This is a genomic window from Pseudarthrobacter defluvii (assembly GCF_030816725.1).
Classification (GTDB): Bacteria; Actinomycetota; Actinomycetes; order Actinomycetales; family Micrococcaceae; genus Arthrobacter; species Arthrobacter defluvii_A.
The window spans coordinates 3374342-3398990 of the sequence record NZ_JAUSYG010000001.1 but is presented as its reverse complement, the minus strand read 5'-3'; the positions used below and the strand labels follow the sequence as shown (position 1 = coordinate 3398990).

The following is a 24649-nucleotide window of genomic DNA, read 5'->3' as shown; positions in this document are numbered from 1 at the left end:
GACTCCATCGGAAGCCGGCGGTGATCAGATGCTACTCCAACGAATGGACTCTTACCAGAGCAAGTTTCCGCACCCGGCAGACCGCCTAGAGTACTGCCTCCCTGCCTGTACCTTCCCTCATAAGCAGGCGCCCGTCCTCGATGGATACCAGCACGCTTTTGGGCCTGCCGCTGACCTTGGTGATGGCCTTCAGTCCCCGGTTGGTGACCTCCACCCCCACCTGCGCGCCCTTGGCCGGCAGCTCCACCGATACTTCCGAAGCGATGCCGAGCAGGGGATTGGTGGAGACAGCCAAATCCCGGTGCACCTGCTTGCCGTTGACAGTCACGGTGATGTTGGCCTCGTCGAACCCCTCCTGGAAAACAACAAGCAGTTCCCGCATGGTGGCCTCTTCCTCGAGCGTCGGCGCCAGTAACGGCATGTCCACTACAGCACTTCGCAGGCCTCAACGGAATAGCCTCCCAACCCTGCGCTATCCACATGGAGCCAGCGCCCGGTGGAGCCCGGCAGCCCAGTAAGGCAAGATGTTCTGGTGACCCAACTGCCTGCAGCTTCCCCTGTTTCCGCTCCCGCCCGCGCGTCAGGGGATGACGCGGTTTATGCCCAGATCGCTACTGAGCTGGGGGTCAAGGCATGGCAGGTGAAGGCGGCGGTTGGCCTGCTCGACGGCGGCTCGACAGTTCCGTTCATCGCCCGGTACCGCAAGGAAGCCACTGGGACGCTGGATGACACTCAACTGCGAGACCTCGAAGAGCGGCTCCGCTACCTCCGCGAACTCGAGGACCGCCGCCGTGCAGTCCTTGATGCCATCGAGGCGCAGGGCCAGCTGAGTCCGGAACTGCGCAAGTCGATCCTGGCTGCTGATACCAAGTCGAGGCTTGAGGACATCTACCTGCCGTTCAAGTCCAAGCGCCGCACCAAAGCCCAGGTGGCGCGGGAGGCCGGGTTGGAGCCCCTCGCGGACACGCTGCTGAAACGGCCGGACCTGGATCCGGAACGTGAGGCCGCAAAGTACTTCAGCCAAGAGCATGCCATCGGTGACGCCGCTGCAGCGCTCGCGGGTGCCCGTGCCATTCTGGTGGAGCGCGTGGCCCAGGACCCCGACCTTGCCGCAAAGCTGCGGGACCGAATGTGGACGCAGGGCCGGATGGTGTCGCGGGTCAAGAAGGGCAAGGAGGCCGAAGGCCAGAAGTTCGCGGACTACTTCGCGTTCGCCCAGGCGCCGGAACGGATGCCGTCGCACCGGGTGCTGGCACTATTCCGTGGAGAGAAGGACGGCATCCTTGAGCTGGACCTCGCCGAAGCAGATCCCGCGGACGACGCCGCCCTCACCGCTGCCCGCGCCCGGTACGAGTCCGCGGTGGCCAGGTTCCTCGGAGCCGCCGACCGCGGCCGTCCCGCCGACGCGTGGCTGATGCAGACCGCCCAGGTCGCATGGCGCTCCCGCGTACTGGCCCACCTCACCTCTGACCTCCGCGCAAGGTTGTTCGCGGCAGCGGAAGACGAAGCGGTCCGGGTGTTCGCTGCCAACCTTCGTGACGTGCTGCTTGCCGCCCCGGCTGGAAACCGCGCCACTTTGGGGCTCGATCCTGGACTGCGGACCGGTGTGAAAGTTGCCGTAGTGGACGGCACCGGCAAGGTGGTGGCCACCGACACTGTCTACCCGCACGCTCCGGCACGGAAGTGGGATGACGCCTTGGCCACCCTGGTGCGTTTGGCGCGGCAACACGCCGTCGAACTCGTGGCCATCGGCAACGGGACGGCGTCACGCGAGACGGACAAACTGGCCGCGGAACTGATCAAGCAGCTGCCGGAGGTGGACCGGAAACCGCAGAAACTCGTGGTGTCCGAGGCCGGCGCCTCCGTTTACTCTGCATCTGCGCTCGCCGCCGCCGAACTTCCCGGCATGGACGTCTCGCTGCGCGGCGCCGTTTCCATTGCCCGCCGCCTGCAGGATCCGCTCGCTGAACTCGTCAAGATCGACCCCAAGTCCATCGGCGTGGGCCAATACCAGCATGACGTCACGGCATCGAAGCTCGACCGGAGCCTTGACGCGGTGGTGGAGGACTGCGTGAACGCCGTCGGCGTCGACGTAAATACGGCCTCACCCGCGCTGCTGAGCCGGGTTGCCGGGGTCGGGCCCCTGTTGAGCGAGAATATCGTGGCCTACCGGAATGAACATGGGCCCTTCAACAAACGGGCGGACCTCAAGAAAGTCCCGCGGCTGGGCGCCAAGGCGTTCGAACAATGCGCGGGCTTCCTCAGGATCACCGGGGGAGCGGAGCCGCTCGATGCGTCAAGCGTGCACCCGGAGGCATACAGCGTAGCGCGGAAGATCCTTGTGGCTGCAGGATCGGCCCCGGCGTCGTCGCTGGACCCGCAAAAGTTCGTTGACGAGACCTTCGGCTTGCCCACGGTAAAGGACATCCTTGCGGAGCTGGATAAACCGGGGCGCGATCCACGTCCCGCCTTTACCACTGCCACCTTCTCGGAGGGGGTTGAAAAGATCTCGGACCTGGTGCCGGGCATGGTTCTGGAAGGAACCGTGACCAACGTTGCTGCGTTCGGGGCGTTCGTGGATGTGGGGGTTCACCAGGACGGGTTGATCCATGTTTCCGCCCTGGCCAACCGCTTTGTGTCCGACCCGCGCGAGGTGGTGAAACCCGGCCAGGTGGTGCGCGTGAAGGTTCTCGAGGCTGACCCGGAGCGGAAACGAATTTCACTGACGTTGAGGCTCGACGACGAACCCGCCGGCGGCGGCGCAGGTACCGGGCGGCGTGCGGGACAGCCCAGCGGGGGACAGATTAGTGCGGGCCAGCCCAGTGGGGGACAGCCCGGTGGGGGACAGGTTGGGCAGGGCAGCCGCGGAGGTGCTGGCGGCCAAAAGGGCGACCGCACGGGACGCCCGGACCGGCAACAGCAAGGCAACGCCTCCCCTCGGACGGGCGGCGTTGGTAACCGTTCGACGCCAAAACCCCAGCCCGTGAATACCGCCATGGCCGAGGCGCTGCGCAAGGCCGGGTTGGGCAAGTAGTTTCCGGGGACTTTTGGCAGGAGCAGCTTTTCTGCAAGGGTGGGGTATGACCTATTTCCTGGAGTACACCGTTCCTGCCGCCCCCGGCGATACCGAGTTCGAGTTCCCCCACGATGAGATCAATTCCGGCACCACCGTCCCCCTGACCCAGACGGACGCCGAAGTGGTGCACACACCGGATCTTCCGGCCCGCACCGGAATAATCGGCGCAACGGTGCCGGAGGCGAAGCTCGAGGCTGAGCAGTTGATCACCCACAGCCGGGCATCGGAAGCGTCCTTGTACTTCGACCCGTCCAACTCGCTGCAGGCAGGAGTGGGCACCCTGGTGAGCACGTTCACCGAGGGCCGGGGCTGGCAGGACGCCGAGGATGCGCAGGACGTGCAGGGCGCAACGTTCTAACGGCCAGTCCCCAAGTTCAAACCGTCAGTGCCCAGAAAGCGGGGCCTTCCGAATCGTGTCCTGACTCCCGGCGAGTAGAGGACTGACTCGGGCGGTTCACTCACGCTGATGCCGGCAGCCGCAATCAGTCCATCGCTGAGCCGGTACACTTCCGCGCCAAAGAGAGGCCACTGGTGATGGCTGTTCGGAACGTACACGGTTCTGCCGCGGAAGCGGCCGTGCATGCCAAATCTCGCAGTCAGGAAGATCGAAAGAGGATCGCTGGCTGCGGTCTGCAGCTTGGGGACGACGCCGAAGTGGCTTCGGGCAGCGCCGCCGCCAAACCGGTGGACAGAATAGCCGACCGGTAATTCACCCTTGTTGCCGGCAGCAGCCGGGTGGTTGCCATGCTGCCGCTCGCCTTCTCTGCCGGGAAAGGCCGGCCATTGCGTGATGCGCGACCACACGTAGGGGATGCCAGCCGCCCGCGTTGTGATGACGACCGGGAGCCGGTTTGCGTCCAGGCTTAGGAACACCACTCCACGGGTTCCGTCCGGCTCCCTCGAGTAGAGCCGGACGTTGACTTCGTTGAAGCTTCCCAGGTAGGGAATGCCGGGACCGTGTCCAAGTCCGGCTTCCACCATGCGAAACCCGATAAGACCTACCCAGGAACTGCCGTCGAACACGTCCGGCTGCACCCCGGCAGGCATGAACGTGGCCGCCAATGCCTCAGGAATTCGCCAGTGAAGGAATACGGCGTCAAGCCAGCGCTGGTCGGAGAAGACCGGGGCTGGTAGTTCTGGCGGCCGCGGCCACAATTGTCCAGGGCTCAAATTCTCCGTCAAAGTTTTCTCCTCCTCCCCCCAGTCCACTTGCTGACGCTCGCAGTCGGGCAGGGCCGGTTCACCTAGTTCAAGGGGCGTGTGTCCTCCGGAAGCTGGCCGCCTGCAAGGAGCGCGGCGGCCGTGTCAGCAAGGGCTGTCAGGGCAACTCGCTGTGTCCACGGACCGTACGAAATGCGGGCAACGCCCAATTCCTCCAGCCTGGCCGGCGGCATGGAGCCGGGGACGTTGATGACGGAAATCTTGTTCCAGCCAATGCCCTGCACCAGCGCTGTAACCGTTGGCTCGTCCAGGAGCCCCGGTACGAAGACCGTGGTGGCACCTACATCCAGATATGCCCTGCCGCGCTCGATGGCATCCGCAATTACCTCTACAGGTTCACGGTCCTTGCCCCTGAGAAACGCATCGGTCCGCGCGTTCAGGACGAAGTCGATTCCCTCTGCAGCGCCGGCATGAACCACGGCCGCCATCTGGTTTACGGCGTCCGTAAGTGGCCGCATTTGGTCCTCAATATTGGCCCCGACGATCCCGACGCCAATTGCCTTGCGGGTCGTCTCGCCCGGATTGCCGTAACCGGCTTCAAGATCGGCGCTGACCGGCAGGTGCGTGCCTGCGGTTATCCGGCCCACAAAGTTGATCATCTCGTCGACGGGAATCTTCTCGCCGTCCTCGTAGCCCAGCGTCGCAGCGATGGAGTGGCTTGCCGTTGCGAGGGCACTGGTTCCCGGCACGTCGGTGATGACCTTCGCCGTGATGACGTCCCACACGTTGACCACTTGCAGGATCTCCGGGGCCCGGTGGAGACGGAGCAGTTCGGAGGCTTTGGCGCCGCTGGTTTCAGTCATGGCTGAAGCCTAACGGACAGCTGTTTCGCATCATTCACTCCCTCGGGTGGGGTGGTGGGGGTGGTTTGAAGTAGTGGTTTTGTTGGGGTGTTTGGGTGGGGTCGATGTGGGGTGGGGGTATGAAGGTGGGTGTGTTGTGGGTGGTGGTGATTTTCCATTGTTCTTTGTGGATGAGGTGGTGGTGGTGGCTGCAGAGCAGGACGCCGTTGTTGGTGGTGGTTGGTCCGCCGTGTGACCAGTAGGTGATGTGGTGGGCTTCGCACCAGGGGGCGGGGATGGTGCAGTTGGGGAAGGCGCAGCCTTGGTCGCGGGCGGTGAGGGCGGTGCGTTGGGCTGGGGTGAAGAGTCTGGTTTTGCGGCCGAGGTCGAGGATTTCGCCGTTTGTGCCGAGCAGGGCGGGGATGATGTCGGCGTCGCAGGCGATTTTGCGGATGGTGGTGGCGGCGACGGGCCCGGTGAAGGCGAAGGTCCCTGTCCCGGCCCGTGGCCCGGTCCCGGTGCCCGTGGGTGTCACTGTCCTGGTTTCCGCGGTGTGGTCTTGTCCTGTGGGTGTGGGGGTGTTGGCGGGGAAGAGGTCGTGGTAGTTGATGGTGGCGATGATTTGGGGTCGGTTGCCGCCGGTGGTGGGCAGGGTGTTGGTGGCGAGGGCGGTTTTGGCGGCGGTGATGATGCCGTCGAGTTGTTTTTGGGCGCGGGTGCGCCGGTCCAGGTCCGGCAGGGCGGTGTGCGCGGTTCCGTTGGCCGCCTCCGGGGTGTCTGTGGTGCGGTCGCCGGTTCCCTGACTGTTTCCGGTGTTGGTGTCTGTGTTGGGGGTGGTGGTGCGGGGGTTGGTGGCGGTGTTCATGACAGTGAGGAGGTGTTCGTATTGGTCGGTGGTGGCGAAGATTTCGACGCGGTGCAGGCCGTGGCGGGGTTTGCGGATGAAGGCGCCTTGGGTGTGGCGGAGGGCTTCTTCGGTGGGTTCGGTGCCGTCGGCGTCGATGGTGTCGGTCCAGCGTTGGGCCAGGCGGGTGAGGAAGTCGGGGTCGGTGGTGGCGGCGGCCTTGGTGAGGTGGCGTTCGATGGTTGCCAGGGTGTCGGTGGTGGTGTGGTGCTGGAGCCGGTCCAGGGTGGCGGTGATGATGGTCGCGGCGTGCGAGGACACCGCAGGCCCCTGAACGGCCACGGCGGTGAGCCCGGCCTCGGTGCTCACCGCCTCGCCGGCTTCTGGCTCGGTAGTGCCCAGCTCGGTGCCGGGTTCGGTGGTGAGGGTGAGGGCGGCGGCCAGGTGCGGCCGGGTTGATGGGAGTGGTTCGCCGGTGAGGCTGGTGGCGGGCAGGACCTGGTGGGCGAGGGTGAGGCGGCGGCGGGCTTCGCGGATGGGGATTTGCAGGCGCAGGCGGAGGAACTCTGCGGTGTTCCGGCACCCGTCATCGGCCGGGGACACCATGATGCTGCGCCCGTGCCGGGAGGGTGGGCCGGGCCAGTTGGTGTCGGTCTCGCTGACAGTTGCCGGGGTGGTGTTCAGGGTTTCGACACCGTTGGCGTCACACCCGGTGACCCAGCGGGGGTTTCGCGCCGCTGCCAGGCTTGCGCGGCCTGCCCGGGTCTTTGCCGCGGCGGCGTCGCTGATGGCCCGGGTGCGGGTCCGGTCCACGGCTCCGGCACCCACGAGTTGCAGGTATTCCACGCTTCGGGCCAGCCCCTCGGCCCGGGCGGCAAAATTGGCGGCCTCTTCATAGGTGGCCGTTGCCAGAATTCCCGGGGCGGCCAGGGCAGCGGCTGCCAGCTGTGAGGCCAGCCCGTCCAGTATGTCTTGCTGACCGGGTCCGGAGGCTGGTGGTTGTGACGGGACCTCACTGGGGACGGGGTGAAGGTGGGCCGGGCGAGGCAGCCAGCTGCCGGCGTCGTACGCCCTTCCCAAGATGCTCCCCGATGGCCTCCATAACCCAACTCTGCCAGCCACCACTGACATTAAAGAGCCCCCAAAACCCCCTATGTGGAAAACCCGAAACAGGGCTTTAGCCTGCGGTGGCGGCGGAGTCGGAACGCGCGGGCGATGCATCCTTTTGCCACGGCCAGCGCCCCGTGATCTCCAGCTCCAGCGAGAAGCTCAGGAACGTCCGGATCAGCACGATGACGGCCAGCACCCCGACGCTGACGAACGTCGGGGTTACGGCAACGGTGCGGATGATGTCGGCGGCAACCAGCAGTTCAAGCCCCAACAGGATGGACCGGCCCAGCAGCTGCCGGTAGGACCGGTAGAAACTTAGTTTCGGGGCCGCCGGCGGAAGTTTCCTCGGCTGGTGGCCCCGCATTGCCAGCGGGAGTGAGACCAACGCGCCAACCACCATGACCGCAACCCCTGCGAAGTCGACCAGCTGCCCAACTGTTTCGATGATCTGCCGAAATTCCATGCCCTGCCTCAACTCGGGCCAGGCGCCCCCTCGGCCAGCCTGGCAGTGATCAGGGGACGGCGGACCCAGTCACGGATGGCGCACGCCGTTCCCCGCTATAACATCCCTGTACCCTTCCCTGAAAGTGGGAAACGTGAAGGCAAACCCGGTGCTGCGGAGGAGCTGGTTAGCGCAGCGCTTGTTGCCCCCGCGGGCAGGACCGGCGTCGCCCACACTGGGAGAAGGAAGGCCCAGCTCGGTTGCCAGGAAACGCAGGACGGTCCCAAGATCTGCCGGTTCGTTGTCCACGCCTACATACACGGGCGCAACCGCAGCATTTATGGTGGCCAAGTGCACCAGGGCTGCTGCGGCGTCGTCGCGGTGGATCCTGTTGGTGTAGCGCACGTCTTCAGGGATGACAGCTGAGCCCGACTTCACCTGGTCGATCAGCCGTGTCCGTCCCGGCCCGTAAATGCCTCCCAGCCGGAGCGAGATGGCCGCAGTGCCGGTTCCGGCAAGCCTTGCTTCCAGGAGTTGCTCGGCTTCCACCAGCACGCGCCCGGAAAAACAGCCGGGGTTGGGCGGTGTGGTTTCGTCCACCCAGCCGCCGCCCGCATCGCCGTAGACCGCCGTCGAGGAGACGAAGATGATCCGCTGGGGGGTCACTCCATCCCGCTCTACTGCATCCAGGACGTTTGCCACTCCGCGTACATACGCGGAACGGTATGCCTCCTCCGTGGGGGAGTCGGCAGCCACGGCAATGACGACGGCGGAGGTGTCCGCCGGGACCGGCGGCAGGTCCGCAGACGTCAGGTCAGCCGTGGTCCCTTCGATGGCTGCCGGAAGTTTTGCGGGGGAGCGGCGCCACCCAACGACGCGATGGCCCAGTGCGGCAAACCGCAGCCCCGCCTCGGTGCCCAGGTCACCGCAGCCTGCCAGGAGAACCGTCATGGCCTACGGAGCCTCCACCGGGAAGAACACCCGGGGGTCCTGCAACAGTGCCGGGTACGTGAATGCGGAACGTTCAATGATTTCTGTGACCTCGAAGTTCCTGCCAAAGCGGCCGTCAGCAAGGGTGATGGGCCGGCCCACTACCTGTCCCACCGCGAACCTAGCCCCGTTCTCGAAGGGAACCGCCACCGGCGTCTTCCCGGGAAGGGTGCGGAAGGCTTCCTCCTGCGCCAGCCTCTTGCGGGTGGGTTTCTTCGCCTGGGGCTTGGGCGGGGCCTTCTTAGGCGCGCGGGAGGGCCGGCGGGAGCCGTCGTCCACGTAGACGGGGGAGTAGCCGTCCTCCCCGGCGGACACCGCGGCAGCTGCGCTGCGGTTCACCGGTGGAAGGGCCACCGTGGCGAGCGACTGCGGGTCGACGTCGTCGTGCGGTTCCCGCAGGATCCACAGGACGTCGCCTTCCGGCTCCTCCGGCAGGAACTCGTGCCGGGGCTCGGGCCAGACGTAGTCCATGTCCGGAATGGCATCCGGGAAAACTGGGGTGTAGAACTTCGGTTCCTTGTGCACCAGTTTGGAACGGTGGCTGAGGTGGAATTCGGGGTCGCCGAGCCAAGGCGGCATGACAATCTTGGCGGCATAATCCGGATGGGCCGCCTGCGGCGCGAATTCGGCGATGTTCGCGCGGGTGTTGTCCGGGTGGCCGCGCTCAATCCATTCATCCACCATCGCCAGCCCGTACATGGTGAGCGCGGGCACGTGGCCCATCCACATCCTGATGGCCGGGTGGGTCTGCCAGCCGTAGCCCGGAATCACCAGTGCGCGGAGTGTTTGCAGCGCTTCAACCCGCTGCTTGCCCAGCCGCGCGGTGTCCAGGGCTGCAGCGCTTTGGCGGAAGTCAGGGTACGGGAGAAAGGTTTGCATCCATTCAGTCTGACGGTCCCCGGCGGAAGTGCCAATTGCTGTGCCTGCCGCCACCACGCGAAGGCGTTCCTGTCCAAATAATGGACGCCTGCATACGGCTTTCAGGTTGAACCACTATGATCACCGCAACCACCCCCGCATTTTGGAAGCTCTCTCATGACATTTACACCTGACAAAGCCGTCACCCCTGTCCGCACTTCCCTGCCCCGCTACGGGCAAATGCTCGGTCCGGAAGCCCAGGGCATCCTGGTTCTCGACGAGTTCATCATTGATCCCGCAGCGGCGCGCAAGGACCAGCACCGCTTCCGTGACGGCATGGCCGCCGTTGCCAGGACGGTCCGCCGCATAGCCGCACTCCGCGTGGTGATCGCGTTGGTAGCCATCGCCAATCTGCCCCTGTTTCTTCTTAGCAGCGGCTGGTGGATCTACGCGGTTTCACTCACGCTGGTGGTTGCAGTACACGCCGCAGTGACCCTGCTCAACCGGCACGAGCCGCGGCTCAAGCAGCGGTCCGCCTTGGAGCTGCACATGCACCGCGAACGCAGCGCCAACTACCGCAACCTGCGCGATGCGGTGAAGTACATGATCGACACTCCCAGCCGTATGAACGAACACCTTTACCTGGAACTGCTCGCCGTCAAGCGGGTTGCCCTGAACCTGGCGCACGGCACCGTGGCGCTGCTGGACACCAGCGACGACTCCGCCTGGAAGGTGCGGATCGTCCGCGAGCTGCCCGCGGGCTGACCGCCCGCCCGGTGCCCCACTGCGGCAGCGGCTGAGGAATTAAAAGAACGACGCCGGCACGTCCCTTGTGGGGGCGTGCCGGCGTCGTTCTTTGGTCAACGGAATTTGTCTATCGCCGACCTGTCTGTGTTTGCCTTGGGAAAGGCGGTGCGGCCGAAAGCCGCGGTTGGTGCCGCGTCCGCTACTGGGCGGGAAGCTGGATGACCTGTCCCTCGAACACCAGGTTCGGGTCCGCAATCGTGTCCAGGTTGGCGTCCGCCAGGTGCTGCCAGCCGCCCTGGATGCCCAGCTTTTCGGCGACGCTGCTCAGTGTGTCTCCGGCCTGCAGGGTGTAGGTCTCGCCGCTGAGGGCAACGGAAGTTGCGTGCCGCGGCGCGGGTGCCTGCTGGACGGGAACGCTCTGCACGGGGGCGCCCTGGACCTGCATGGCCTGGACGGGCGCGCTCTGGACAGGCGCACTCTGGACGGGCGCGCTCTGGACAGGCGCACCCTGAACGGGTGCGCTTTGAACAGGGGCTCCGCCGCCACCACTCAGGCCGAGCTGTGACGAGCAGGACGGCCACGCGCCCCAACCCTGGGAGGCCTGGACCCGCTCGGCTACCGCGATCTGCTGTTCCCGGCTGGCATTTTGCGCGGAACCGGTTCCGCCGTATGCAGCCCAGGTGCTGGGGGTGAACTGAAGGCCGCCGGAGAAGCCGTTGCCCGTGTTGATGGACCAGTTGCCGCCGCTTTCGCACTGCGCGAGCGCGTCCCAGGTGGACGTGGGGGTAGCTGCGTTGGCCGCCGTGGCTGAAAGGGCCAAACCTGCCGCGGAGACGGCGGCCAGGGTGACTCCGCGGCGTGCGGCAGTACGGAATTTGGTGTTTTTCATGATGGTGATGCTCCTGAAGGCCACCAGCGCTGGTTCCGTCCCCGGATGTCGTCGCGCCACTGCCCGCCCCTGACAAATAGAGGTCACTGACGGTGTCTGCCGCTGGGCAGTTCTGGTGGAGGCAGCACCGGGCGATCAAAGAGCCCGCCTAGCGGGCATGCGTTTCACGCTAGGGCATCGACCGGCCGTTATCAAATCGAGATTTTCCCGGGAGTGTTGCGCGGGGTCCGAAACAGCTGCGGCGGATGCGCAGAGAGGCGCATCGACGCCTGGGGCAGGCGCTAAGCCGTGAGGGGCATTATCCTGACCCGATGGACAACTTTGCCGGCGGCAGCACCCTGCCCGAAACTGAAGCGGATCTCGCGGAACCAGCGGTCCCTGCCAAGCCCCTCCCGGTGGCCGAACTGCACCTGCACATTGAGGGCACGCTGCAGCCCGAGCTCATCTTTACCCTGGCTGAGCGTAACGGCATCACCCTGCCGTACTCCGGGTTGGATGAACTGCGCGAGAAGTACGAGTTCACTGACCTGCAGTCCTTCCTGGACCTCTACTATGCCAACATGGCGGTGCTGCGGACCGAGCAGGACTTCGCGGACATGACCAGGGCCTACCTGGAGCGCGCCGCTGCCGCCGGGGTCAGGCACGCCGAAATCATGATGGACCCGCAGGCACATCTTTCCCGGGGCATTCCCCTCGAAGCGTGCGTCAAGGGCGTGGCGTCGGTGCTGGCAACCTCGGAGGAGGAGTACGGGATCTCCACCATCCTGATAGCGGCCTTCCTGCGCGACCTGCCCGAGGACTCGGCACTGGAAGTCCTGGGCCGGCTGCTGGCCATGAATGCCCCCATCGACGCGATCGGCCTGGATTCGGCCGAAGTGGGAAACCCGCCGTCCAAGTTCGAGCGGCTGTACGCGAAGGCGCGCGAAGCAGGCCTGCGGTTGACGGCGCATGCGGGGGAGGAGGGCCCGGCGTCGTACATCTACGAAGCCCTGGACATCCTGGGGGTGGAACGGATCGACCACGGCATCCGCTGCATGGACGACCCTGACCTCGTGGAGCGGCTCGTGGACGCACGGATTCCCCTGACTGTCTGCCCCTTGTCCAACGTCCGGCTCCGCGCCGTGGACACATTGGCGGACCATCCTCTGCCCGCCATGCTCGCCGCTGGCCTGAATGTCTCGGTCAACTCGGACGATCCCGCGTACTTTGGCGGCTATGTGGATGACAACTTCGCGCAGTTGACCGCCGTGTTCGAGCTCTCCGACTTCGACAAGGCACGGCTGGCCGCGAACTCCATTCACTCCTCCTTCGCTTCGGAGGAGCGAAAGGCGGAACTGCTGGCTGAACTCAACGGCAGGGAAGTGTCCGACTGACCCCCGCTGTGTCGGGCGCAACAGCCGGGCTTTCTGCCCGGTAAACTAGGTGCCGCAGGCGTGTCCTGGGGAGTGCAAGGCAGCACCCGTGTCAGCGCTTGAGGGTTATGCAGACAGCCCTTACCCGAGACCTCCGCCTCACTTGCGGCACCATCCGCTTCACAGTCGGTCACGACACGCAGAGTTAACCAATTAAAGTCGCGCGATTTGATGGGCAGTTGGCAAGATGCCTAAGACCGATCGCTTTTATATAAGGGGAATCATGGCCAAGTCCACCGCAGAAAACACCTACCTTCGGCTCAAGACCGTGCTGGATGTCCTGACCGAAGGTGTGTGGTCCGGCGATGCACTGAATGCTGGCCAGGTCCTGGCGGAAGCAACCGCCCGCGTGCCGTTCAACGAGCATGAGGCCGAACTCCTCAGCGGTGGCATCCCGCGGGGCCACAAGACCCTTACCTCGGCCACCGCCAAGCTGGTCAAGGCCGGCTGGCTGATCAAGGGCCGCTCGGGCTGGACCATCACCGAAGACGGCATGCGCGCCACCGTCGCCTTCCCGGACGCGGATTCCTTCGCAGCAGCGCTCGACGCCGGCACTCCTTTCCCTGCCGACACTCCCGTTCCCACGGCTCCCGAAGGCTTTGTCCGTCCGGTTTCCGCCGCTGCGGCAACGCTGCAGGTTCCGGCCAAGGAGGAAGCCCCGAAGAAGACCGCCAAGAAGGCTCCCGCGAAGAAGGCAGCCTCTGCTGTGGGCAAGGCGGCCAAGGCACTCGAAGACGCCGTGGAGCCCGTGGTGAAGGCCGTCCGTAAGGGCAAGTCTGCTGCCAAGGACAAGACGGAAACTGCTGCCCCTGCTGAAACCCACGCGGCCGCCGGTGCAGCCGAGCCGTTTGAAGGACCGGACGTCGAGACGCTGCCGCAGCCCGAGGCCGTGGCCGTGGTTGGCGACTTCAACACCATCCTGGGTGCGCCCGAGGACTGGGCACCGCAGTACGACGAAGCGCAGATGGAGTTCGACTTCCTGGACCAGCTGTGGAAGAAGAGCGCCGAGCTTCCCGCCGGTTACTACACCTTCAAGATCGCCCTGAACCGTTCATGGGATGAAAACTACGGCGCCTTCGGTGTGTTCGACGGCCCCAACCACGAACTGCACCACGCCGGCGGAACGGTGACGATCCGCTACAACCACGCCACCCGCGACATCACCATCAACTAAGCGTTGAGTGCCCAGCCGGGCAGCAGTTAGTGTCGTTCTTGACACCCATAACGGCACCTGGCGCTACCTGGTTGGGCAGGCCGATGTTCCCTTAGGAGGCCCGGTATGGGCAGGCATGAACGCACGCAGAACGGACCGACGCAGGAAACGGTGCGGTTGGAGGCGCGGGTGTTCGGCATGGTCCAGGGAGTGGGGTTCCGCTACTGGACCATGGGTAAAGCCGAGGAGTTGGGGCTGGCCGGCCAGGTGAAGAACCTCGACGACGGCTCGGTTTCCGTGATTGCCGAAGGCATAACGACCCGGGTACAGGACCTCCTGGACTGGTTGAACTCCGGCCGGACTCCCGGGCAGGTGGAACGGGTGGACGGTTCCATGTCCGAGGCCAGTGGAAAATTCCGCGGCTTCGGGGTGGGCTGACAGCGCCACAAGCTCCGGGCAGCCTGGCCACTTCCACGCCTGTTGCCCCGGCCAGCACGTGGCCGCCGCCGCATCCGGCCGGATCCGCCCACCCCGTACCGCTACTTCCGCGGGCTGAGGCCGATGAAGGCTCCGAGCTCCTCCAGCGCAGCAGGCTTGTGCGGCATGTAGCTGGTGAGTTCGGGGGAACGGATGATGACGGCGCGCCACTGGCCACGGGATACCGCCACGTTGATGCGGTTCCGGTTCAGCAGGAACTCTGCGCCGCGAGGAGCCTCGGCCACCGCCGAACACGCCATGGAAACCAGCACCACGGGAGCTTCCTGGCCCTGGAACTTGTCCACAGTCCCCACCCGGACGCCCGGCAGCCCTGCCGCCGCCAGATGCTTGCGGATCAGGTGGACCTGGGCGTTGTAGGCGGCCACAACCAACAGGTCCTGCTGCTCCAGCGGGCGGGCTTCACTGCCGGCGCCGGCAATCCACTTCAGGCCGAGATGCTGATGGACCTGCCGCACCACCTCCTCCGCTTCTTCCTCTGACGCTGTGGTGTTGCCGGAGTGGTCGACGAAGACGGTCGCAACCCCGGGTGCCACCCCCTCCAGTTCGCGGTAGGACGCAGCGGGAGCCGAGGTCAGCTTTCCCTCGTAGCTGAGATTGGATACGGCGTGGCAGAGCTCCGGATGTATGCGCCAGGTGTCGGCAAGGAAATAGCCCTGGCTGGCGGGAAGGGTGGCGTGCCCGGCGGCAAGCCAGCCAAGCGCTGATTCATCCACTGGTTCCGGATGAGCGCCCTGCGAGACCTGCGGGAGCTGTTGGGGGTCGCCCAGCAGAAGCAGCCGCTTGCCAGCGCGGGACACGGCTAGCGTGTTGGCCAACGAGAACTGGCCGGCCTCGTCAATCACCAGGAGATCAAGGGAGCCGGCGGGAACCTCCTTGCCTGTCATGGTCCACGCGGTGCCGCCCACCAAACAACCGCCGGGGGACGAGAGCAATCGCGCCACATCGCCTTCAGCCGTGAGGTGCCAGGGAACGTCATGAGGGGAAGCCAGCTTCTTGGCTACCACCTGGGGGTCGACTCCGCCGGTCTCGATGGCCCGGCACAACAGGTTTTCCACCACGTTGTGGGACTGGGCCACGACTCCGATCTTCCATCCCTGGGCGACGAGCCCGCCAATCACGCGGGCGCCAACGAAGGTCTTCCCCGTCCCCGGAGGCCCCTGCACCGCCAGGTAGGAGCGGTCCAGGTCCCGCAGGGATTCAGAAATGGCACCCGCGTAATCCGCCACACCATCGCCGCCGTGCCGCACCTCCGAAGGCCCCCGGCCGGAGCGGAACCGCGGCGGAAGCTTGCGCAGGATATCCAGTCCCGGCTGCGCGGGGAGGGACGGAACCGAAGAGCCGACGGCGCGGGCCAGGTCCGTGATGGCGGCTTCGATGCTGTCCGTGCCGATGGGCTTGTCCTCCGTCAGGGCCACGGGCACGTGCCCGTAGGCACCAACTTTTCCGGACTCGCGCTCTGCGATGGTGATCAGGGTGTGCCCAGGACTGTCGGGCGCGGGTTCCAGCTCATGGATCCTGGTTCCGAAGGTGTAGGCCCTGGTGCCGGGAAGCGCATCAGGGGCGAGCATTCCATCCGGTCCCGGGTGTTCGTACAGCCGGCACCACTTGGAATCGGCGCGGAAATCGGAGCCTTCCGTCATGGTGCCGCGCAGCTTGAGGAGCCGGGTGCGCATCCGTTCCCTTGGCTTGGCCAGGGCCCAGTCCGATACGACTTCCGCAGAATCCACCACGAAGACGTTTCGTTGGTCCGACCAGTTATCCATTGGTGCCTCGACCCGGTCGAAGTGCTGCCACCAGAATTGCTTGCGTTCGCGGCGGTGGTATCCGGTGGCGGCTGCCACCATGGCAATGGCACGCTCGTCATCGGTCCAGGGACGGTTGTCGGGCAGGCCCGCCAGGTACTCGCGCAGCCTTCCCTCCTCCGGGGTTTCCATGGCAGCCGCCGCACCGTCGTCGGCATCTGCGGCAACGCCCGGCAGCTCGGCCGGACCGGCCGCAGGACCAGCCCCACCCTTGTCCAGCCCACCTGCACCAAGCCCGCCCGACACGCCGCCGCGTTCCAGGGAAACATTGTCGTTTCGTCCGAGTTGGAGCAGCCAGTCCCGCAGCCGCAGGGTGGAGAGGCAGTCGTACTGGTTGTAGTCGGAGATGGACGCCAGGATGGCATCAGCTTCCTCCTGGCGTCCAGCATCGCGGGCCGCACAGTAGGCGGCGTAGGCAACGACGGAGGCGCCGGCGTCCTTGACGTCCCCGGACCGCAGGTTGTCCCCCATGTAGAGCGGTTCCAGCTTTTTGATGGAATACGATGCCTCCGATATACGGATGGAATGCCGCACGGTGGCGTAGAGGTCAACCAGCAACCCCTGCCGCAGCCACTCATCCACGGTTTCCTCCCCGGCCTGGTGGGCGAGGGAAAGATTCCGGAGCGCCGTCTTTTCGTACGGGGCGTAGTGGTAAACGTGCATGTCCGGGTAGGCAGCGCGGCGCTTCTCCACGTAGTCCAGGAAGTCGAGGAAGGCGCGGCGTTCGCCGGAGCGGGAATGCGCCCAAAACGGACGGAACACTGGAGCGTCATCGGCCCCTGCCGGCGGGGCCTCGATGACGCCGAAGAGGTATTCAATGCCCCAGGCGCCGGTGGCAGGATCCTGCCACAGGGGGTCGCCCTCGAAGTCGAAGAAGATGTCCCCGGCGCTGGGGGAGGGAAGCGACGCGATCGAGTTCTCTGGAAGAACAGTGTAGGAGACGCTGTGCGCCTGGCCTTCCTTGAAGAAGGTGCGGGATCCCGCGGGGCGGTCCAGGCCCAGCTGCATCCGGGCCTGGGCGCGGAGCCGGACCACGGAGTTCTTTGCCACCACGGCGGGCATTGCCGCCAGTTCGTCGATGGTGGTGATGTTGGCTTCATGGAGTTTCCGCCGCTGGACCACTGACATGCCGGCCACCATCAGCAGGTCCCTGTGGAGCTTGACCTGCTCGGCGCAGTAGTCGCAGCGTCCGCAGTGCATGAGGCCGGGCTGCTGCCACTGTACGGGGGCATCGCCGGCGCGGTGGCGGGCTGTGAGCTGGCGGAAGCGCCGGCGTCGTTCCCTGAAGACGGGCAGCAGGTCCGGCAGGGAATGGCTGCTGCGCAGCCAGTCGTTTCCCACCCGGGTGCCCAGCACGAGGGTGACCACCGGCGAGGGCTCCAGTCCCATGCCCAGGAGCTGGTCGCCGTAGGCGGCAAGCTGAAGGAGTTCTCCTACCTTGGCGTGCCGGGCGAGCTTGGTGTCCCAGACCTCGTAACGCCCAGGGTTCCCGGTGCCGGCGGCCTCGTTGACCAGGAAGTCCGCGTAGCCAAGGAATTCGCCGTCGAAGAAGGTGGCCTGGAACACCACGTCCGCTCCGGACCGGAGGGCCAGCTCCGTTTCCGCGTGCTTTGCCTGCAGCTCACCGCGCAGGTTCTGACCACGCTCCAGCGAGTAGACGCCGGAGCCGCGGCTGGCGTCCCACTCGCCGTACTTCTCGACCAGGCTGGCAAGCACGGTCTGCTCGTGCCGGTCGCCCAGCTCACCGGCGCGCTTCTGCATCTCGTCAACGGGGAACTCTGCCTTGGGGGCCCGGCCCAGCTTTTCGTCCAGGACCCGGAGCGTGCGGTACTCACACTCGGCGGCAGCCACCAGGTCGCTGGCCGAAAAGACCAGGTCCGGTTGCGCACTGGAGCCGGCTTGAACACCGGCAGCGTCGAGCAGAAACACAGGGCCTCCCCAACATGTATCGGCCCGGGGACAGTTCCCCTGGCCTGGAACCAAACGTAGCAAGAGGGGCTGACAAACAGCGCAACGCGGTTGGGGCGGGTGCTCAGCCCTCGGCCGCGGCTGCCCTCACCTGGGCCTTGTCATGCTCTGCGTGGGCGTTGTGCAGCAGTTCCATGAACTCGGTCTCGTTGCGGACCAGCCGCTTGTACTTTTCGGGGAGCTTGCGGATCTGGGCCTCTTCCCGGCACATTCTGGCGAAGATCTTGTCGCGTTCGGCCATGTCCGTCTCGTAATTGAGGTCCAGGTATTCGGTGGCGTGCCGCCGCGCCCCGGACACCGCGTTCTTGGCCTTGCCCTTGGGGCTGAAGATGGACGCCAGGATGGTGACCAGCAGGACGCCCAGGATCACGCCCAGGGAGACGCCGGTGCTGACTTCGACCACATTGACGTGCTCGCCGTCGTTGATGATCGGCAGCGTGTTCTCGTGCAGGGCGTGCAGGATGAGCTTCACGCCGATGAAGCCCAGGATGACCGCGAGTCCATAGGAAAGGAAGATCAGCCGGTCCAGCAGGCCGTCGATCAGGAAGAACAGCTGGCGCAGGCCCATCAGGGAGAACGCGGTGGCGGTGAAGACGATAAACACGTTCTGGGTCAGGCCGAAGATCGCCGGGATGGAGTCCAGGGCGAACAGGATGTCCGTGCCGCCGATGGCCACCATCACCAGCAGCATCGGGGTGAGGACCCGTTTGCCGTTCTCCATGGTGAACAGCTTGTCGCCGTCGTAGTGCTGCGACGCCGGCAGTAACTTCCTGGCGAGCCGGACCACCAGGCCTTCGGAGTCGTCGTCATGGCTGTCCGGCTTGAGCAGGTTGCCGGCGGTGACCAGCAGGATGAGGCCAAAGATGTAAAACACCCAGGCGAAACTGTTAATCAGTGCCGCCCCCAGGAAAATGAACGCCGTACGGGCGATCAGGGAGAACACGATGCCGAACAGCAGCACCTTTTGCTGGTCCGCCCGCGGCACCTTGAAGCTGGCCATGATGATGAGGAAAACGAAGAGGTTGTCCACTGACAACGCCTTCTCGGTGACGTAGCCGGCGAAGTACTCGGTGCCCATGTCGGGGCCGCCGAACAACAGCACCCCCAACCCGAACAGCACCGCGATACCCACGTAAATCGCGGACCAGGTGGCGGATTCCTTGATGGTGGGGGTGTGCGCCTTCCGGACATGGAAGAAGAAGTCGAAGGCCAGCAGGCCCACGATTCCGGCGATGGTCAGGGTCCATGCAAACGCAGGTACTTCCACGAGGGGGGCCTTTCGTCGGAGGTCCCCTAAGCCTACCTAAGCGGGCTTCAGAAGCTGGTTCTCCACCACAGCGGAACGGGACAGCGTCTTGTACCCTTCCTGCTCGAAGAGAACGGTAATGACGTCGTCCTCATGCCGCATTACCAGGCCCGGGCCCCATTCCTTGTGGACCACGGCCGACTGCAACGGGAACGGCTCGTCCTCGGCGGCGGAAGCCCGCCCGCCGCCGTCGGACACTGCACCTTGCCGGTTCTCGTGCGGCAGGTCCCGTTTCTCCGCAGCCACGGGAGGGGCAGCAGCGGCGGCCGCACAGCCGTCGCAGTTGCCGCAGGGCTCCGGCAGGTCCTCGCCGAAGTAGCCCAGCAGGAACTGGCGGCGGCAGCCGTCCGTCTCGGCGTAGGCACGCATCATGGTCAGCCGGGACTGGTCCATCCGCTGGCGGGCTTCGGCGAGTTCGACGGCGTCGCTCACCAGGGTGGGCAGCTTGGCTTTGGAGGTCAGCCGGACGCCGCGCTTGCCGACAGCCACGGCACCAATCTCTTCCAGCTGGTTCACGAGGCCGGTGACACGGCGGGGTTTGAAGCCTGTCAGCTCCGCGAGGGAGGACTTTGGCGTGGCGGCGTGGGCGGCCTTGAGAGCCTTCAACATGGCAAGGAGCGAATCCGGATCGGGGGAGTGGGTACCGAAGAATTTCCGCAGCCCCAGATCTTCCGAGCGGTAATGCAGCACGGCCGAGGCGGGTTCGCGGTCCCTGCCCGACCGCCCGATTTCCTGGTAGTAGGAGTCAAGCGATTCGGGAATGTCGGCGTGGACCACGAAGCGGACGTTGGGCTTGTCGATGCCCATCCCAAAGGCAGTGGTGGCCACCACCACGTCCAACTTGTCGTCCAGGAACAATTCGTGGATGTGTTCCCGGTCCCCGGCCGAACGGCCCGCGTGGTAGGCCTCCGCACGGAGCCCTTCCCTGGCCAGCTTGGCCGCGTACTTCTCCGTGTCCTTGCGGGTGGCGGCGTAAAGGAGGCCCTGCCCCTTCCTGGCCAGGTCCGTCACCTGTTCAAGCACGGCCTTGCGCTTGCCCTTGTCTTCGTGGTGCCGGACCACGTCAAGGCTGATGTTGGGCCGGTCGAACCCGCGCACCAGCACCAGGGGCTTCTTCATCCCGAGACGCTCCACGATCTCGTCCCGGACAGGTGGCGAGGCGGTAGCTGTCAGCGCGGCCACGGGCGGGTTGCCCAGCTGCTCCCGGACATTTCCCAGCGCGAGGTAGTCCGGGCGGAAGTCGTGGCCCCAGGAAGAAACACAGTGTGCCTCGTCCACCACGAACAGGGAGATGTCCAGGGCTTTGATCCGGTCCACGGTTGACTGCTTGGCCAGCTGTTCCGGGGCAAGGAACACGAACACGGCCTTGCCGTCCTCAGCGGCCTGCCATGAGGCCTCGACGTGGGCGTCGCTGTGCGAGGAGTTGATGGCCACGGCGGCATCCGGCCCGAGGTCCTGGGAGAGCCCGTCCAGCTGGTCCTCCTGCAGGGCAATCAGCGGGGAAACCACGACGGCGGGCCGTCCTGTTTGTTGATGCAGGTGCAGTGCTGCCACCTGGTAGATGGCGGACTTGCCATAGCCAGTAGGCATGACGGCCAGGACGTCCCGGCCGTCCACGAGGGCGGCCATGCCGGCCAGTTGGCCGTCCCGGAGGTGGGGCAGCGAGAAGGATGATTCAGCAAGGGCCCGGAGGGCAGGCTTATCGGACATGAAACGGGGCTCCGCACGCGAAAAATCGAAGGCCACTGGCTTCAGCCGTAGGAACAACCCTACGCCAGCCCCCCGCCGCCGTCGCAAAGCCGGCCGGCCCGCACCCCTGCCGCAAGGGCTGGCCCGGGGCCGCCTAAGCGCTGCCGCGCGGGCAACGCTTATGGCGGGTGAGGGCGTCCATGCGCTTCCCCGAAAGTTACGTGTCGATGGTGGACATGTTCGGGTAGCGGGCACCGGCAGTGGCCCCGGCGGGCGCCAGCTGTTCCAGCAACTGGAGATCCTCCACACCGAGCTCGAGGTCCACGGCGCCCAGGTTCTCGCGCAGCCGTTCACGCTTCTTGGTGCCGGGGATCGGAACCACGTGCTCTCCCTGCGCCAGCAGCCAGGCGAGCGCCAGCTGGCCCGGGGTGCAGCCTTTCCGGTCGGCCAGCTCCTTGACCCGGTCCACGAGCTCCAGGTTCCGGGTGAAGTTCTCGCCCTGGAAGCGGGGGGAGTGCCTGCGGAAGTCGTCCTCGGCAAAGTCGTCCACGCTGCGGATCTGCCCCGTGAGGAAGCCGCGGCCCAGTGGGCTGTAGGGAACGAACCCAATGCCAAGCTCGGCGAGCACCGGGAAGACCTTGGTTTCCGGCTCACGCTCCCACAGCGAATACTCGGTTTGCAGCGCGGTGATCGGATGCACTGCATGGGCCCGCCGGATGGTGTCGGCGGAGGCTTCGGACAGGCCCAGGTGACGAACCTTTCCGGCCTGGACCAACTCCGCCATGGCGCCCACGGTGTCCTCGATGGGAACGGTCTTGTCCACCCGGTGCTGGTAGTAGAGATCGATGTGCTCCACCCCGAGGCGCTGGAGGCTGGCATCGCAGGCGGAGCGGACGTATTCGGGGCGGCCGTTGATGCCCACCCACGAGCCGTCCCCGCGGCGTTCATTGCCGAATTTCGTGGCCAGCACGACGTCCCCGCGGCGGCCGGCAATGGCCCGGCCCACCAGCTTTTCATTGGTGAAGGGGCCGTACATGTCTGCCGTGTCCAGCAGGGATCCGCCGGCGTCCAGGAACTCGTGGATGGTGGCGGTCGATTCCTGCTCATCGCCGTCGCCGTAGAACTCGCTCATGCCCATGCAGCCGAGGCCAAGGGCGGAGACTGTCAGTTGTCCAATAGTGCGCGTTTTCATGCTGTTCTCCTCAACGGTAGAACTTGCCTGGGAACCGGCCGGCTTTCATGCCCGGAGCCGGGGTGGTGCAGCGTACGCGACTATAGGCGCTTCCCCTGTGAACACTTTTGTAAACAAGGGGCTTCTTACCCCTAGACCGCTTTGGGGGCCGTGCCTAGACTGGGCGAATCCCCACCCGGGAACCTGTACCTGACCATGCCATACATCAGGAAAGCACCAATCGGCCAGGGCTGTTCCCCACACGGGATGTCCCACCTACCCAGATCATGGCCGTCCCACCGGGCGCCTGACTATAGGAGCGATAGATGACAGGGAACAAAGCCGTTGCCTACAAAGAAGCGGGCAAGGTTGAAGTAATTGACATTGACTACCCAACGTTCGAGCTCAAGGACGGTCCCGGGGTCAATCCCGCAAACGTGGGCCGCCCGGTCAACCACGGGGTGATCCTCAAAACGGTGGCCACCAATATCTGCGGTTCAGACCAGCACATGGTCCGCGGCCGCACCACGGCGCCGCCAAACCTCGTGCTGGGCCACGAGATTACCGGCGAAGTGGTGGAAGTGGGCCGGGACGTCGAGTTCATCAAGGTGGGCGATCTCTGCTCTGTGCCGTTCAACATTGCCTGCGGCCGCTGCCGCAACTGCAAGGAGCGCAAGACCGGTATCTGCCTCAACGTCAATCCCGCCCGGCCAGGCGCTGCCTACGGCTACGTGGACATGGGCGGATGGGTTGGCGGCCAGGCGAACTATGTGCTGGTGCCATATGCCGACTGGAACCTGCTGAAGTTCCCGGACAAGGACCGTGCAATGGAGAAGATCATGGACCTGGCCATGCTCTCCGACATTTTCCCCACAGGGTTCCACGGTGCCACCACCGCAGGTGTGGGAGTCGGCTCCACCGTGTACATCGCCGGGGCAGGCCCGGTGGGCCTCGCAGCGGCCACGAGCGCACATCTGCTGGGTGCCGCCGTCGTGATTGTTGGCGACATGAACGAAGAGCGCCTGGCGCGGGCGCGCAGTTTCGGTTGCGAAACGGTGGACCTGACCCAGGGCGAGCCGAAGGACCAGATCGAGCAGATCCTCGGTGTGCCGGAGGTGGACTGCGCCGTTGACGCCGTTGGCTTCGAAGCCCGCGGACACGGCAAGGGAGCGCAGGAAGCACCGGCAACGGTGCTGAACACCCTGATGGACATCACCGCGGCAGGCGGCGCGCTGGGCATCCCCGGCCTCTACGTCACCGGCGATCCGGGCGGCATCGACGAGGCAGCCCAGAAGGGGTCCCTGAGCCTGAGCCTTGGCACCGGCTGGGCAAAGTCGCTGAGCTTCACCACCGGCCAGTGCCCGGTGATGAAGTACAACCGGCAGCTGATGATGGCCATCCTGAATGACAAGGTCAGCATCGCCAAGAACGTCAACGCCAAGGCGATCCCGCTGGAGGAGGCACCGAAGGGCTACGCGGAGTTCGACGCCGGCGCAGCCACCAAGTACGTCCTCAATCCGAACGGCTACCTGAGCTGACGCGGCGGCGGACCGCGGTGCCGCCAGGAAACCATCGCTTGCGGAAATAGGTGCTGCCCGTGCCGGGTTAGGCTTTGCACGGGCAGCACACCCTTGCAAACGAAGGAGTTCCCTTGAATGACATCACCGTCCGCCACAATCCTGAGCGCGAGCGCTTCGAGCTTCTCGACGCCGGTAACGTTATTGGCAAGGCAGCGTACAAGGAGCACGACGGCGGGGAGTCGCCGCAGCGGATTTTCTACCACACGGTGGTCAACGAGGAATACGGCGGGCAGGGCCTGGCAGGCCGGCTCGCCACCGCCGCCCTTGACAGCACCGTCGAGTCGGGCAGCGCGATCGTACCCGTCTGCCCCTTCATCAAGAAGTTCCTGGCCAAGCACCCGGAATACCTGGGCAGCGTGGTAGCTGTTACCCCTGCCCACCTGGAGTTCCTGGAGTCTGCCTTGGCTGCGCGAACCCGCGGCTAGAACGCGTTCTTAACCGATTCACTTCGCGGTCGCCCCAATTTGTGTCCGAACCGCTCACGGGCAGTTCGAGCGGATGTGCCGAGGGCGGCACCGATAACCTCCCAGGAGTCTCCGTTCGCGCGGGCCGCCTTGACGGCGGCGTCCAGCTCGGCCTCGGCCTTTTCGGCCAACGTCCGGGCAGCGGTGATCCGGCGGAAGTCCGCGGCGTCCCTATTTACGTGAGGCGCCGGGTTAAGGCGAAGAAGCGTGCCATCCACCCGCAGCGGCGCGGCCAGATGCTCCACGTGCAGGATGTAATCTTCCGCGGGCCCGCGCTGAATGAAGAGGGTGAGGACCGTCTTACCCTCGCCATCATCAAAATCCACTTTCCCGTAGCTCTCACGCGGGCCAACAGGCCACGCCCGCGGCCTCAACCGCGCTCCAGGCCCGGACTGCGTCGGCTCATGGCTGTCCTCGCCGTGCCGGGAGTCGGGGTCTTGTGCTTCACGAGGCGTCATACCGGTCGCCCTCCTTCCGCATGTCCAGCCACTGCGCCTCGACGCTGACTCGTCGGGGCGTAGCAACGGCCCTCAACCCGGGTGCGATGCTGCTTCATAGTCGATTCCCCATCCACTTGATTACTCTGGTGTTCGCAGCGGCATGCGGGAGCCGCTCCAGTCCAGATATCAGTACAAGCCACGGCGGGT

At 65.5% G+C, this 24649-nt stretch carries 21 protein-coding genes; 8 read left to right on the top strand and 13 right to left on the bottom strand.

The window, feature by feature from the left end; all coding sequences use genetic code 11:
• Positions 1–85 precede the first annotated feature (85 nt).
• Positions 86–421, bottom strand: coding sequence for a hypothetical protein (locus tag QF031_RS15855; RefSeq protein WP_307433406.1), 336 nt, complete (start codon positions 419–421; stop codon positions 86–88).
• A 111-nt stretch (positions 422–532) separates the two neighbouring features.
• Here QF031_RS15855 and QF031_RS15850 point away from each other — a divergent pair, with 111 nt between their 5' ends.
• Positions 533–3034: a Tex family protein gene (locus QF031_RS15850; protein ID WP_307430217.1), complete on the top strand. Its 2502-nt coding sequence runs from the start codon at positions 533–535 to the stop codon at positions 3032–3034.
• A 46-nt stretch (positions 3035–3080) separates the two neighbouring features.
• Positions 3081–3434 (top strand): hypothetical protein, encoded by a 354-nt coding sequence (locus QF031_RS15845; RefSeq protein ID WP_307430214.1) that lies wholly within the window; start codon positions 3081–3083, stop codon positions 3432–3434.
• Here the strand turns inward: QF031_RS15845 and QF031_RS15840 are convergent.
• The 6 genes from QF031_RS15840 to QF031_RS15815 form a co-directional block, all read right to left on the bottom strand.
• Positions 3431–4258: a YqjF family protein gene (locus QF031_RS15840; RefSeq protein ID WP_307430212.1), complete on the bottom strand. Its 828-nt coding sequence runs from the start codon at positions 4256–4258 to the stop codon at positions 3431–3433. The genes QF031_RS15845 and QF031_RS15840 overlap by 4 nt on opposite strands.
• 62 nt (positions 4259–4320) lie before the next feature.
• The gene (locus tag QF031_RS15835) at positions 4321–5100 is read right to left on the bottom strand and encodes an isocitrate lyase/PEP mutase family protein (RefSeq protein WP_307430208.1); all 780 of its coding nucleotides are present in this window, start codon (positions 5098–5100) and stop codon (positions 4321–4323) included.
• Positions 5101–5134: 34 nt separating this feature from the next.
• Complete coding sequence (locus tag QF031_RS15830; RefSeq protein ID WP_307430205.1) at positions 5135–7003, bottom strand: HNH endonuclease signature motif containing protein; 1869 nt, start codon at positions 7001–7003, stop codon at positions 5135–5137.
• 97 nt (positions 7004–7100) lie between these two features.
• On the bottom strand, positions 7101–7496 hold the full coding sequence (locus QF031_RS15825; protein WP_307430202.1) for a DUF1622 domain-containing protein: 396 nt from the start codon (positions 7494–7496) through the stop codon (positions 7101–7103).
• A 69-nt stretch (positions 7497–7565) separates the two neighbouring features.
• On the bottom strand, positions 7566–8426 hold the full coding sequence (locus QF031_RS15820; RefSeq protein ID WP_307430198.1) for an SDR family oxidoreductase: 861 nt from the start codon (positions 8424–8426) through the stop codon (positions 7566–7568).
• A gap of 3 nt (positions 8427–8429) precedes the next feature.
• A complete protein-coding gene (locus QF031_RS15815; protein WP_307430195.1) occupies positions 8430–9344 on the bottom strand; it encodes an MSMEG_6728 family protein in 915 nt (304 codons plus the stop codon).
• 156 nt (positions 9345–9500) lie between these two features.
• Here QF031_RS15815 and QF031_RS15810 point away from each other — a divergent pair, with 156 nt between their 5' ends.
• Positions 9501–10088, top strand: a complete 588-nt coding sequence (locus QF031_RS15810) for a hypothetical protein (protein ID WP_307430192.1) — start codon at positions 9501–9503, stop codon at positions 10086–10088.
• A 181-nt stretch (positions 10089–10269) separates the two neighbouring features.
• Here the strand turns inward: QF031_RS15810 and QF031_RS15805 are convergent, their stop codons facing one another.
• Positions 10270–10959 (bottom strand): LysM peptidoglycan-binding domain-containing protein, encoded by a 690-nt coding sequence (locus QF031_RS15805; protein ID WP_307430189.1) that lies wholly within the window; start codon positions 10957–10959, stop codon positions 10270–10272.
• A gap of 311 nt (positions 10960–11270) precedes the next feature.
• On the opposite strand from QF031_RS15805, the gene QF031_RS15800 reads away from it, so the two are divergent.
• From QF031_RS15800 to QF031_RS15790, 3 genes are all read left to right on the top strand, one after another.
• Positions 11271–12332: an adenosine deaminase gene (locus QF031_RS15800; protein ID WP_307430186.1), complete on the top strand. Its 1062-nt coding sequence runs from the start codon at positions 11271–11273 to the stop codon at positions 12330–12332.
• 262 nt (positions 12333–12594) lie between these two features.
• Positions 12595–13545: a pullulanase X25 domain-containing protein gene (locus QF031_RS15795; protein ID WP_307430183.1), complete on the top strand. Its 951-nt coding sequence runs from the start codon at positions 12595–12597 to the stop codon at positions 13543–13545.
• A 105-nt stretch (positions 13546–13650) separates the two neighbouring features.
• On the top strand, positions 13651–13962 hold the full coding sequence (locus QF031_RS15790; protein ID WP_307430179.1) for an acylphosphatase: 312 nt from the start codon (positions 13651–13653) through the stop codon (positions 13960–13962).
• A 101-nt stretch (positions 13963–14063) separates the two neighbouring features.
• On the opposite strand, the gene QF031_RS15785 is transcribed toward QF031_RS15790, so the two are convergent.
• The 4 genes from QF031_RS15785 to QF031_RS15770 all read right to left on the bottom strand — a co-directional run bounded on the left by QF031_RS15785 (position 14064) and on the right by QF031_RS15770 (position 21979).
• Complete coding sequence (locus tag QF031_RS15785; protein WP_307430176.1) at positions 14064–17753, bottom strand: TM0106 family RecB-like putative nuclease; 3690 nt, start codon at positions 17751–17753, stop codon at positions 14064–14066.
• Between the two features lie 103 nt (positions 17754–17856).
• Positions 17857–19059 carry a TerC family protein gene (locus QF031_RS15780; RefSeq protein WP_307430172.1) on the bottom strand — a complete coding sequence of 401 codons (1203 nt, stop codon included), beginning with the start codon at positions 19057–19059 and terminating at the stop codon, positions 17857–17859.
• Between the two features lie 36 nt (positions 19060–19095).
• A complete protein-coding gene (locus QF031_RS15775; protein ID WP_307430168.1) occupies positions 19096–20808 on the bottom strand; it encodes a RecQ family ATP-dependent DNA helicase in 1713 nt (570 codons plus the stop codon).
• Positions 20809–21004: 196 nt separating this feature from the next.
• Positions 21005–21979: an aldo/keto reductase gene (locus tag QF031_RS15770; RefSeq protein ID WP_307430165.1), complete on the bottom strand. Its 975-nt coding sequence runs from the start codon at positions 21977–21979 to the stop codon at positions 21005–21007.
• 305 nt (positions 21980–22284) lie between these two features.
• Between QF031_RS15770 and fdhA the strand changes: the two genes are divergently transcribed.
• Together fdhA and QF031_RS15760 are read left to right on the top strand one after the other, a co-directional pair.
• Entirely contained in the window at positions 22285–23496 is a 1212-nt protein-coding gene (gene fdhA / locus QF031_RS15765) for a formaldehyde dehydrogenase, glutathione-independent (RefSeq protein ID WP_307430161.1), read from the top strand.
• 113 nt (positions 23497–23609) lie between these two features.
• Positions 23610–23963, top strand: a complete 354-nt coding sequence (locus tag QF031_RS15760) for a GNAT family N-acetyltransferase (protein WP_307430158.1) — start codon at positions 23610–23612, stop codon at positions 23961–23963.
• On the opposite strand, the gene QF031_RS15755 is transcribed toward QF031_RS15760, so the two are convergent.
• Positions 23960–24460, bottom strand: coding sequence for a hypothetical protein (locus QF031_RS15755; RefSeq protein ID WP_307430155.1), 501 nt, complete (start codon positions 24458–24460; stop codon positions 23960–23962). The two genes, QF031_RS15760 and QF031_RS15755, sit on opposite strands and share 4 nt — an antisense overlap.
• Positions 24461–24649 lie beyond the last annotated feature (189 nt).